10 protein-coding genes are annotated in these 12,081 nt (G+C 31.9%); 7 read left to right on the top strand and 3 right to left on the bottom strand.

The genetic code is table 11. The annotated features are described in order from the left end of the window. Positions 1-76: 76 nt before the first annotated feature. The 3 genes from ACWJJ2_RS12000 to nth all read left to right on the top strand — a co-directional run bounded on the left by ACWJJ2_RS12000 (position 77) and on the right by nth (position 3,007). On the top strand, positions 77-1,270 hold the full coding sequence (locus ACWJJ2_RS12000) for a glycine C-acetyltransferase (RefSeq protein WP_216303951.1): 1,194 nt from the start codon (positions 77-79) through the stop codon (positions 1,268-1,270). 122 nt (positions 1,271-1,392) lie between these two features. Beyond that, complete coding sequence (locus ACWJJ2_RS11995; RefSeq protein ID WP_220287729.1) at positions 1,393-2,352, top strand: L-threonine 3-dehydrogenase; 960 nt, start codon at positions 1,393-1,395, stop codon at positions 2,350-2,352. Positions 2,353-2,371: 19 nt separating this feature from the next. Beyond that, a complete protein-coding gene (gene nth, locus ACWJJ2_RS11990) occupies positions 2,372-3,007 on the top strand; it encodes an endonuclease III (RefSeq protein ID WP_216303950.1) in 636 nt (211 codons plus the stop codon). Positions 3,008-3,133: 126 nt separating this feature from the next. Here nth and trhA read toward each other — a convergent pair whose 3' ends face one another. Beyond that, the gene (gene trhA / locus ACWJJ2_RS11985) at positions 3,134-3,787 is read right to left on the bottom strand and encodes a PAQR family membrane homeostasis protein TrhA (protein WP_216303949.1); all 654 of its coding nucleotides are present in this window, start codon (positions 3,785-3,787) and stop codon (positions 3,134-3,136) included. Between the two features lie 351 nt (positions 3,788-4,138). Between trhA and ACWJJ2_RS11980 the strand changes: the two genes are divergently transcribed. Beyond that, positions 4,139-4,729 carry a DUF1836 domain-containing protein gene (locus ACWJJ2_RS11980; RefSeq protein WP_165413627.1) on the top strand — a complete coding sequence of 197 codons (591 nt, stop codon included), beginning with the start codon at positions 4,139-4,141 and terminating at the stop codon, positions 4,727-4,729. Positions 4,730-4,907: 178 nt separating this feature from the next. Next, on the top strand, positions 4,908-6,134 hold the full coding sequence (gene pepT, locus ACWJJ2_RS11975; RefSeq protein ID WP_462953335.1) for a peptidase T: 1,227 nt from the start codon (positions 4,908-4,910) through the stop codon (positions 6,132-6,134). A gap of 117 nt (positions 6,135-6,251) precedes the next feature. Here pepT and ACWJJ2_RS11970 read toward each other — a convergent pair whose 3' ends face one another. Further along, positions 6,252-7,670: an IS1182 family transposase gene (locus tag ACWJJ2_RS11970; protein WP_462953334.1), complete on the bottom strand. Its 1,419-nt coding sequence runs from the start codon at positions 7,668-7,670 to the stop codon at positions 6,252-6,254. Between the two features lie 402 nt (positions 7,671-8,072). Between ACWJJ2_RS11970 and ACWJJ2_RS11965 the strand changes: the two genes are divergently transcribed. Together ACWJJ2_RS11965 and ACWJJ2_RS11960 are read left to right on the top strand one after the other, a co-directional pair. Next, positions 8,073-9,359: a S1C family serine protease gene (locus ACWJJ2_RS11965; protein WP_216304583.1), complete on the top strand. Its 1,287-nt coding sequence runs from the start codon at positions 8,073-8,075 to the stop codon at positions 9,357-9,359. Between the two features lie 172 nt (positions 9,360-9,531). Then, entirely contained in the window at positions 9,532-9,723 is a 192-nt protein-coding gene (locus tag ACWJJ2_RS11960) for a hypothetical protein (RefSeq protein WP_165413630.1), read from the top strand. Between the two features lie 137 nt (positions 9,724-9,860). Here the strand turns inward: ACWJJ2_RS11960 and ACWJJ2_RS11955 are convergent, their stop codons facing one another. Continuing rightward, complete coding sequence (locus ACWJJ2_RS11955) at positions 9,861-11,861, bottom strand: fructose-1,6-bisphosphatase (protein WP_216304582.1); 2,001 nt, start codon at positions 11,859-11,861, stop codon at positions 9,861-9,863. Positions 11,862-12,081: the final 220 nt, after the last annotated feature.

Here is a 12,081-nt window from a genome sequence, read left to right as displayed (position 1 = left end):
TAGAGTTATGATTAAATATGAAATTCTCATGGATTATAATGAGAATTTCAAAAATAAAAAGTTGGAGGTATGTTACATGGGAAGTAAAGTACTTGGGAAATTTTTAAAAGAAAATTTAGAAGATTTGAAAAGTAAAGGTTTATATAATGTGATAAATACCCTAAAGAGTTCAAATGGGCCTGTTATTACAATTGGAGATAAAAAATTAATTAACTTATCTTCAAATAATTATTTAGGTCTTGCTACTAATCCTAGAATGATTGAGGCTACTATTGAAGCAACTAAAAAATATGGTGCAGGAGCAGGTGCTGTTAGAACAATAAATGGTACTTTAGAAATTCATATCGAATTAGAGCAAAAACTTGCTAAATTTAAACATACAGAAGCAGCTATTGCTTTTCAGTCAGGGTTTAATTGTAATATGGGCGCAATTTCAGCAGTAATGAATAAAAAAGATGCAATTCTTTCAGATTCATTGAATCATGCATCAATAATAGATGGATGTAGATTATCTGGTGCGAAAATCATAAGAGTAGAACACTCTGATATGGTAGATTTAAGAAATAAGGCAAAAGAGGCAGTAGAATCGGGTTTATATGAAAAAATAATGGTTATTACCGATGGCGTATTCTCTATGGATGGGGACATTGCGAAACTTCCGGAAATTGTCAAGATAGCAGAAGAGTTTGACTTAATAACATATGTTGATGATGCTCACGGTTCAGGAGTCCTTGGAAAAGGGACAGGCACCGTACATCACTTTGGATTGTCAGATAAAATAGATTTCCAAATTGGGACTTTATCAAAGGCTATTGGAGTTGTAGGTGGATATGTAGCTGGATCGCAGAATCTAATTGATTGGCTCATGGTTCGTGCTAGACCATTCCTATTCTCAACATCACTAACTCCAGGAGCTGCAGGTGCGGCTATTGAAGCTATTAATATTCTTACAGAAAGCACTGAGTTACATGATAGGCTTTGGGAAAATGCAAATTATTTAAAGAATGGTTTAAAAGAACTTGGCTTTAATATTGGAAATAGTGAAACTCCTATTACTCCATGTATAATAGGAGACGAAGTTAAAACTCAAGAATTTAGTAAGAAACTTTTTGAAGAAGGCGTTTACGCAAAATCGATAGTATTTCCAACTGTTAGAAAGGGAACTGGGAGAGTAAGAAATATGCCCACGGCAGCTCATACAAAAGAAATGTTAGATGAAGCTTTAGCTACTTATGCAAAAGTTGGCAGAGAAATGAACATAATAAAATAAGGAATATGCAGCTCCGCAGGAGCTGATTTAATTTAGGTATAACACATAATTACTAGGTGTTATACCTAAATTAATATTAAATATTAGGAATATTTATTTAATGTAGAGAGGAAGGGTGTAAAATGAAAAAAATATTAGTAACAGGGGCATTAGGACAAATAGGTTCTGAACTCGTAATGAAAATGAGAGAAATTTATGGCAGTAATAATGTAATAGCTACAGATTTAAGGAAATCTGAGGATAGTCAAGTAGTTACTTCAGGACCTTTTGAAATACTGGATGTAACTGACCATAAAGCTATGCTTGAGCTTTGCAAAAAATATGAAATAGATTCATTAATTCATTTAGCAGCCTTATTATCAGCAACAGCTGAAGCAAAACCACTACTCGCTTGGAATATAAATATGGGTGGACTTGTAAATGCTTTAGAGGTTGCTAGAGAACTTAAATGCAAGTTCTTTACACCTAGCTCTATAGGGGCGTTTGGACCATCTACACCTAAAGATAATACTCCTCAGGATACAATCCAAAGACCAACAACTATGTATGGTGTAAATAAAGTTTCAGGAGAATTATTATGTGATTATTACTATAAGAAATTTGGGGTTGATACAAGAGGAGTACGCTTCCCAGGTTTAATTTCTTATGAAGTTCTTCCAGGTGGAGGGACAACAGATTATGCTGTTGATATATATTATGAAGCATTAAGGTCAGGTAAATACACTTCATTCATTGGCAGCGGGACAAAAATGGACATGATGTATATGCCAGATGCAATAAATGCAATAATTAAGTTAATGGAAGCTGATGCATCAAAATTAATACACAGAAATGCATTTAATATTGCGGCTATGAGTTTTGAACCAGAAGAAATAGCTAATGAAATTAAAAAACATATTCCAGGGTTTATTATGGATTATAATGTAGATCCAGTAAGACAAGGAATAGCTAATTCATGGCCAAATTCAATGGATTCAACCTGCGCTAAAAATGAATGGGGATTTACTGCTGAATATAATTTGCCTAAAATGACTATTGATATGCTCGAAAAATTAAGAGCTAAAGGAATTGGCGCTGAGTAATGAAAAGTAGGTGACTTATATGAATAAAAAAACAATAAAAGCAGTGCTTGAAATTCTTAACGAAACGTATGCGGGGACAAAGTGTGGCTTGGATTTTACAACGCATTATGAACTTTTAGTATCAACCATACTATCAGCACAGTGCACAGATGATCGAGTAAATATTGTTACAAAGAAGTTGTATAAGAAATATAATACACCAGAATCCATGATCGCTTTATCAGACTTAGAACTAGGTGAAAAAATTAAAAGCTGTGGATTTTATAATAATAAGAGTAAAAATATTTTGGGAGCTACAAAATTAATATTAGAAAAATATAATGGAGAAGTGCCAAGCACGATGGAAGAATTAATAGATCTTCCAGGAGTTGGGAGAAAAACTGCTAATGTGGTTTTATCTAATGCATTTGGTATTCCGGCAATTGCTGTAGATACTCACGTTTTTAGAGTATCAAACAGAATAGGGCTTGCCCCAGGAAAGAACGTTTACGAGGTAGAGCAGAAGCTTATGAAAAATATTCCTAAAAAAATGTGGAGTGATGCTCATCATTACATTATATGGCATGGCAGAAAAATATGTAAAGCTAGGAAACCTAATTGCGAGGTGTGTCCAATAGCTCCTTATTGTGAATTTCTAAATGGAAAAGGAAAATAGGTAGCAAACTTTAGCTAGCTGAAAATCGAAAAATAAAAGCCCTTTATATTTTGAAAATATTAAAGAGCTTTTATTTTTTGAATATACTAATGGGATTATATTTTTAAAATTTTTACTATATTAAATTTAGTTAATGTACATTATGTACTTAAACATAAGTATAAAATGACAAAGGCTTCCAAGCATAATAAAAATATGAAATATCTCGTGAAATCCAAAAAGCTTTAGGTTTATTTTGGGACGTTTAGTAGCGTATATAACAGCTCCTACAGTATAAAAGAGCCCACCGGCTAGTAGCCAGATAAATCCACCTAAGGATATAGCCTTTATAATAGGGACAATAGCAATGACAGAAATCCAACCCATTAAAATATAGAATCCAGTGTATAGCGATCTAGGGGCATCAAACCAAACTATCTTCAAAACAATTCCTATAAGAGCTAAAATCCAAATACCAAAAAAAAGGAGGGTTCCAATGGTGCCTTTTAAAGCGATTAAGCATATAGGAGTATATGTCCCTGCTATTAGAACATATATCATAGAATGATCTACTCTTCTAAGTATTTTTATAACCTTTTGTGAAGATAAGGACTGGTGATATGTTGAACTCGCACAATAAAGGAGTATTGAACTTACCCCAAATACTGCAAGTATAATAGTGTTATACATATTTGAAATGATTAAGGAATATTTAATTAGAAGAATTAAACCTATTAGGGATAAAAAAGCGCCAGCTAAGTGTGTAAGGCTGCTTACAGGTTCTCTAAATTTTGATAACAAATCACTCACTCCTTTAAAATTAAAATTTATTATTTAAATCTAATGATTTTAAAAAATAAGGATAAACTTTTTGTAACATTTACTAGTTAAATATAGGTTTCAGTTATAGTAAGTCGATATATAGTTTTTGAAACTATATTAGCTATGTATTAATACTACATTATAAAGTGATAAAAATCAATAGTAATAATATTAAATTTATAGTTAATATTGTAACATCTAAGATGATGATTTAATTATTACAAACACCATCAAACAAAAGTCATAAGTTAGAGTGCTTATAATTGTAGATTATTCATAATTGTGGATTATGAGTAATCTATGCTATATAATGAAGGCGAGGTGGAATAAATGGATTATAACAAGGAAAGTCTAAATGAATTAGTTGAAGAGATTATAGGAACAAAAGATATCAATTTAATGGAAATACCGTGCGTAGATTTATATATGGATCAGGTTACAACTTTTTTTAATGAAAAGCTTGGAAGTCTTAGAAGAAATGAAGAAGATAAAATTCTTACAAAAACTATGATTAATAATTATACTAAAGGTAAGGTTTTGATGCCAGCAAAAAATAAAAAATATACTAATGAACATATGATTCTGCTGACACTTATCTATAATTTGAAGCAGACTATATCAATTAATGATATTAATACAATATTTGATCCTATTATTGATATAAAAGCTCCTCAAAGTATGAGTATTCCATTAAAAGATTTATATAATAATTTTTTAGCAATTAAAGAAGTTCAAAATCAAGAGTTTGCAGAAGATATAGATAAAGATACCGAATTTATAAAAGAGAGAATTAAAGAAATGGGAAAAAAAGATGGGGAGTTAATAGAATTAATATTAATGATATTACTACTTATTAATAAAGCTAATATGCAAAAGAGAATGGCGGAAAAATTAATTGATAACTTTTTGAAAAAAAAATAATAAATTTTGTACATATTTCATTTATGGAGTTCTGATATAAAACTTAGTAATGAAAAATAAACTATTAACAGTTATTTTATTTAAATATGCTTATAAAAAGTGTTTAAAATTCGAGCTAATTGTAATATAATGGTATATATCTAGTGAATTAGTTTATGAATGATAAGGAGATGAGCATATGTCAAAAGTTGTAGAAAAATTTTTAAAGTATGTTAGTTACGATACTAAATCTGATGAGGAATCAACTACGGTTCCAAGCACAACTGGCCAAATGAGACTTGCGACAGAATTAGTTAAGGAATTAAAGGCAATGGGGCTAAAACAGGCAAGTGTAGATGATAATGGATATATAATGGCGACTGTCCCCGCAAATGTACAAAAAAACATACCAACTATAGGATTTATAGCACATATGGATACCGCTCCAGATATATCAGGAAAAAATGTTAACCCTAAATTTGTGTACAACTATGATGGCGAAGACATAATATTAAATAAAGAAAATAATATAGCACTGTCTCCAAAAGATTTTCCGGAACTAAAGAATTACGTAGGGAAAACCCTTATAACCACCGATGGAACTACGTTACTGGGGGCTGATGATAAAGCAGGAATTTCAGAAATAATGTCTGCTGTAGAATACTTAATAGAAAACCCCCATATCCCACATGGTACTATTCGTATTGGATTTACACCAGACGAAGAAATAGGCCGTGGTGCAGATATTTTTGACGTGAAAAAATTTGATGCAGATTTTGCATACACTATGGATGGAGGAACTATCGGAGAACTAGAATATGAAAATTTCAACGCCGCAGGAGCAAAAATTTGTATTCATGGAAGAAATGTTCACCCGGGTTCGGCGAAAGGAAAGATGATTCACTCTACACTTATAGCAAACGAATTTGTAAATTCAATGCCACAAAATGAGACACCCTCAAATACAGAAGGTTATGAAGGATTCTATCATTTGATTAGTCTTAATGGTGAAGTTGAGGAATCAAAACTTCAATATATTATAAGGGATTTTAATAGTGAAAGATTTGAAAATAGGAAGGTATTTATCAAGGATGTAGCATATAAACTAAATAAAAAATATGGTAATGGTACAGTTGAAATAGATGTTAAGGACCAATATTTTAATATGAAAGAAAAGATAGAGCCGGTTAAACATATTGTAGATACAGCATTCTTGGCTATGAAAGAAGTAGGGATAAATCCTATAACGCAACCTATTAGAGGCGGTACGGATGGTGCAAGGCTTTCCTTTATGGGACTTCCAACGCCCAATATATTCGCAGGTGGACATAATTTCCATGGTAAATATGAATTCATTCCAACATTTGCTATGGAAAAAGCTGTTGAAGTGATACTTAAAATAGTTGAGTTATATGCTGGTAAATAATACGGTGAATCTTTACAATAAAGAAAACCATTATATTTTTATATAATGGTTTTCTTTATTCAGGTTGTTTACAAACCCAGTATAATTTTTTTATTATACTGGGCTTTTTACATGCAATTATGCGATAGCATTTTGAGTTATGGATAAATGTAAAATAACAACTATCTTCTTAGTTAGAAAATCAAAAAACAGTAAAGATAGCAGGCTAGCTATCTTTTTCATATTCTGCACTGCTGCTGTAAGCAGACACTGCTCTTGCACATTTTCTAATCCACGCATATGGCAATAGCGAAGCCCATGCAGTTGTTTTGAATCTGCGAAGCTTCGCTCTATAGTTTCTTTTCTTCTTCTATATATATTTCTGCCTTTATCTGTTCTGGTGAACTTTACAACATCTTCTTTATACGTTTCCCAAACATGTCTTCTAATAGTTTTAAACTTGCTTTTTGCAGAAAAGCATTGAGCTCTATTTGGACATATCTCGCAATATTTTGCATTACCAACATATTCTTTATATCCTTCTCTTGTTGTCGTTTTATAATGTAAAGCCCTTAGGTCAGGGCATACGTAAATGTCCTGTTCTTTAAGATATTGGAATTTATTTTTTGTGTACATTCCTTTTGTATGTGGAGACCTACGGTATCCCATTACAGATTTTAATTCCCTCTCATATAGTTCTTTACATATAAGATTTGTAGCATAACCAGCATCTGCACCAACATATTTTGTATTAAAATTAAACTTTTTTATTTGCACATCTAATCTATCGATATAAGGATCAACATCATTTATGTTTCCAGGAGTAACATACACATCAGTAATTATATTATGTCTGCTATCGACAGTTCTGTGATCTAAATATGAGAAGCCTTCCGGCTTGCCATCTCTCATCATATATCCACTGTCAGGGTCGGTTGTGCTAACTTTAGTTTCTTTTATTTTGGTGACAGGTTCTTTTTCCTTTAAAGGTTTTTTACCATGGTTTATTCTATCTTCTTCCACTGCTTTATTAAGTTCAGCTACATATTCTTTCGGCGTTTTTTCAACTTCAATTTTCACAAGCTTTCGCTTATTAGCATTTGCTTTTAGGTGTGTAGAATCTGTGTAAAGTATTTTACCGGTTACCATCTTAAGATTTATAGCCTTAAATACTACTTCGTCAAATATTTTTTGAAACACATCTGTACCTTTAAATCGTCTACGCCTATTTTGGCTAAGTGTTGAATGATCTGGAATAGGATCAGTAAGACTTAGTCCTAGAAACCATCTATAAGCCACATTTACTTCAATGTCCTTTACAAGTTGTCGCTCAGATTTTATTCCAAATAAGTACCCAATAAACAGCATTTTAAAAAGTATAATAGGATCTACGCCAGGTCTTCCATTATCTAAGCAGTAATATTTTTTAGTCAGTTCTCTTATAAAAGAGAAATCCATGTATTTATCTATATTTCTCAGAATATGGTCTTTAGGAACTAAATCTTCTAAATACACCATTTCTAGTTTTTGTTGTGTGAAGTTCTTTTCATTAATCATAATAATGCCCTCCGAATTATAAAGTTTGTATCCTATATATATTCGACATTGATGTCCTAAAATCCTTTTTGAATATGAAAAAAAACACTCCAATTTTAAATTAGAGTGTTTTACATTTTATGTTTGTCAACGGTCTGAATAAAGAAAACCATTATATTTTTATATAATGGTTTTCTTTATTATTTCATCATCTCAAGCGATGATGAAATGTCGTTAAACAAATAATATTAATTAAAAGTTTGTTAACAAGTTTGTCACTAAATTGTAACATAAAGGTCTTAGAATGTAATTAAAGATAAAATAAAAAAAAGTATATATAAATCAAATTTTATTATAATGTTTGAGGGAATAATAGTTAATGACTAATATCTATACACCGGGGTAAATGAGGAGGAAAATAATATGAGCGACGATACAAATAACAATGAAACGAACGAAAACATAATCCATAGTGAAGGGGTTAACGAAAAACTTACGGTAAATGCAGATAATGATGGGTATAACGAAAAAGAAAGTGAAAACACTAATCTTAAGCTAGAAAATATTAATTATACGGAAGTAAACAATAAAAAGGTGAAAAAAAATAAATGTGGGATGGGTAAGAGAATATTATCTTACATAATAGTAGGTATAGTATGTTCTGCGCTTGGAGGTGTAGGTTCTGCTGTTGTAACAATGAATATGATTAAGGACACAAGAACGACTGGTACACCTGCAACTAATACACCGGCGTCTAGTAATTCAAATGTAAAGCTTACTACTGCTAATAGTACAGAGGAGTTAACTACACCTGAAATTGTAAAAAAGGTAGGGCCCGCTGTAGTTGCAATTTCTACAAATACATCTAGTGTAAGTAAGGATGTTAGGAGGCAAGATCAACAGCAAGAAGGTGTTGGAACTGGAATAATATTTAGTAAAGACGGATATATTTTAACTAACTATCATGTCGTAAGCGGGGCTCAGAATATTAAAGTTATGCTTAGTGATGGAAAGGAAGTTTCTGCAAAAATAATCAACTATGATGCTACAGCTGATGTAGCTGTAATTAAATTAGCTGATAATACTAATGTTCCAGGTGTGGCTGAATTTGGAGATTCAGATACGCTTCAGGTAGGGGAATCTGTGGTAGCAATAGGTAACCCTTTAGGGAAAGAATTACTGGGGTCTGTTACTAAAGGAGTTGTTAGTGCAGTTAATAGGCAAATAAGTATTGAAAATAAAGATTTAAAGTTTATTCAAACGGATGCAGCAATTAATCCAGGTAATAGTGGTGGCCCGCTTGTGAATTCTAAGGGACAAGTTATAGGGATAAATACTGCTAAAATAGGTCAAGAAGGAGTAGAAGGATTGGGGTTTTCAATACCGATTAATACAATAAATCCTAAAATTGAGAGTTTGCTTAAACCGGTTCTTAACATAGGAATTTCTTGCAGAGACATCACTGAAGATATTTCAAAGGAATACAATATTCCAGTGGGAGTATACATTGCACAAATTAAAGAGTTTAGTGCCGCAGAGAAATCTGGAATGCGAGTAGAGGACACAATTATTAAATTTGATGGTAAAAAGATTAAAACTGTGGAAGAAATAAATAAGATTAAAGGTACACATAAAGCAGGTGACATAATTAAAATAGAATTGGTTAGAGAAGGAAAGACGATAAAAGTAAATTTAACACTTTCTGAGTAAATTTAACGACATCAATTCGCGGCTCCACAGGAGATGATTTAATGTATAGGATAAATAAAAGAAGCAGGGAATCATACGATTCTCTGCTTCTTTTATTTATTAACAAATTTTTAAATTTAAAACACATAAAAAATATCTTTTGTGGGAAAATAGCAGTGAAGGAGTGATGAAAATGGAAATGAACACCAGAGACACTATTATGAAAAAATTATTAGATGCACAAGAAAATACTAGAGATTATCAATCATTTGCAAGAGAAGTATCGGAAGAAACAGTAAGTAATACATTTAGGGAATTTGCAGAACAATCTGCAATGCAAGCTCAAAAATTGCAAGAATTATTAAATGTGCATGACGGAAAGTAGAAATATTAGCTATTTAAATTAAGTTACTTATAACTCATATTATATTGCAGCCCTAAAAGTGATAATTAACAAGGGTAAAGCCACTTGGCTCATTGAGCATCAGGTGGCTTTAAATTCTAAGTTTTATAAAACTCTTTTTATAAGTTTACTCGTTGTTCTTTAATAAGTCCTTTTCTGTATGCTGTAAGAAGCGACTCTAAATCTTTAATTTGATCCTGAATGTCGAGACCTACATCCGTATCTATTACACGTATACGATACGTAGATTTTTCTAGAACTATAGTAGAAGAAAGAATATCCTTACCTTCATCGATAGCCTTTTGCGTAGATTCAAAAGGTGCATGGGATGCTAAAAGCAATCCATAGGAATTATAAATAAGTGTATAGCCTGCGATGCCTGTTTCTGGTTGGTAAGCCTTAGAAAAACCACCATCAATAACTAAAAGTTTACCATTAGCTTTTATAGGACTCTCTCCTTGTATAGTTCTTACAGGAACATGACCATTTATAATATGTGAATCATGGGGGTTTAACTCAAATTCAGCCAATATATTATTGCATATTGTTTCATCATCCCTATATTTATAGTATGGATTTTTAACTTCTGTATGAGCGCTTTTGTCATTTATAAAATATCGCTCAAAGGTAGTCATTCTATCCTTTCCAAATAAAGGCGAATTACAACCACACCACAAATACCATATGGTGTCCAAAGCATAAAGCTTAGATTCTGAATTTGCTTTCCCAAAATAGGCTTCTCTTGCGACACGTTCAGTTCTATCTATATAGGATTTTCCACTATAAGTGATGTTATCTATTTTCATTTTCTTAAAACTACCATCATCAGTCAGTGCAACGCATCCATGATAAAGCAAATTGGAGTTATATCTTAAGTACATACTACCTTTAGAATATAAGAAACGTATATGCTTTTGGAGCTTTTCACTATTTGAGAAAGAGGATTTAAGTTTGTCAATAAGTTCCCTTTCCTCTTCAGATAATTTATAAGGGTTACTTGGATCTATAGTTGGGAAATTAGTATCGTTTAGCGTATATTCTTTTCCCTCAATTTTAATGATACCCTTTTCATAGTCTATCTCATCAAGAAGTAGCCTGTCCTGCATTTCATAATTAGGACGCCTTTTTATTATCGCACCTTCAAGCTTAAATTGAATTATAGAAATGGCTTTATGCATTTGAGACATTAGGTTAAGGTCTTTTTCTCCATAATTATCTTCAGAAAGAACTTTAGGCTTAAAGGATTTACATGGGTCATCCTTATAAAAATGTAGAGCGAAGGTTGCCAGGGGCAATAAGTTAATGCCGTAACCTTCTTCTATAGTATCTAAATTTGCATACCTCGTTGAAATACGAAGAACAGTAGCAATACAACTTTCAGAGCCGGAGGCTGCTCCCATCCAAAGTATATCGTGGTTACCCCATTGTATATCAATAGAGTGGTAACGCATAAGGGTATCTAAGATTATATGAGCTCCAGGTCCTCTATCATAAATATCGCCTAAAATATGAAGCCTATCTACAGTAAGCCTTTGAATTAGGTTTGAAATAGCAATTATAAATTCTTTAGCTCTCCCAATTTTAATTATGGTTTGAATAATTCCATTGTAATACTCCTGTTTATTAAAAGTGCTTTGTTGTTCGTGAAGTAATTCTTCAATAATGTACGAAAAATCTACAGGCAGTGCTTTCCTGACTTTAGATCTAGTATATTTTGAGGAGATGGTTCTACAAATTTTAATAAGTTTATGAAGAGTGATTTTGTACCAATCGTCTATATCATCCTCTTCTTTAAGCGCTAGGTCTAACTTTTGTTCAGGGTAATATATAAGGGTTGCTAGTTCTTTTTTTTCACTATCTCTCAGTGAATTACCAAAAATATCATTAATCTTTCTTTTGATTACGCCAGAGGCATTCCTAAGAACATGGTTGAAGGATTCATATTCGCCATGAATATCTGTAAGAAAATGCTCAGTTCCTTTAGGTAGGTTTAAGATAGCTTGTAGATTTATTATTTCGGTACAAGCATCTGGAATTGTGGGATACTTGCTAGCCAACAACTTAACATATCTCAAATCTTCCTCTATAGCATCAATTGGTGTCTCACTAGAAAATATCATTTTTGACTCTCCTTTATAATGGAAATAATTCTATTGGGGTAGCCCATTTAATATAAAGGCTACAGTTAATAGTATAATACATTTATATAGATTATTGTAATATTAAAGCAAAATATTTTTTATTTTAAATATAGGTTAATTTACAAAAATATGATTTTGGAGAGTACTTGTATTTGAAACAGGTAGGGCTTAAACAATAAAAAGTACACTGACTTATGCC

It is taken from the genome of Clostridium sp. CM039, assembly GCF_055081075.1.
Note: the sequence above shows the minus strand (reverse complement) of the source record. Positions and strands in the feature narration are given on the sequence as shown.

Coding starts and splice junctions, on each gene's coding strand:
- ACWJJ2_RS12000 (WP_216303951.1), top strand. CDS start 77: ATGGGAAGTAAAGTACTTGGGAAATTTTTAAAAGAAAATTTAGAAGAT.
- ACWJJ2_RS11995 (WP_220287729.1), top strand. CDS start 1,393: ATGAAAAAAATATTAGTAACAGGGGCATTAGGACAAATAGGTTCTGAA.
- nth (WP_216303950.1), top strand. CDS start 2,372: ATGAATAAAAAAACAATAAAAGCAGTGCTTGAAATTCTTAACGAAACG.
- ACWJJ2_RS11980 (WP_165413627.1), top strand. CDS start 4,139: ATGGATTATAACAAGGAAAGTCTAAATGAATTAGTTGAAGAGATTATA.
- pepT (WP_462953335.1), top strand. CDS start 4,908: ATGTCAAAAGTTGTAGAAAAATTTTTAAAGTATGTTAGTTACGATACT.
- ACWJJ2_RS11970 (WP_462953334.1), bottom strand. CDS start 7,670: ATGATTAATGAAAAGAACTTCACACAACAAAAACTAGAAATGGTGTAT.
- ACWJJ2_RS11965 (WP_216304583.1), top strand. CDS start 8,073: ATGAGCGACGATACAAATAACAATGAAACGAACGAAAACATAATCCAT.
- ACWJJ2_RS11960 (WP_165413630.1), top strand. CDS start 9,532: ATGGAAATGAACACCAGAGACACTATTATGAAAAAATTATTAGATGCA.
- ACWJJ2_RS11955 (WP_216304582.1), bottom strand. CDS start 11,861: ATGATATTTTCTAGTGAGACACCAATTGATGCTATAGAGGAAGATTTG.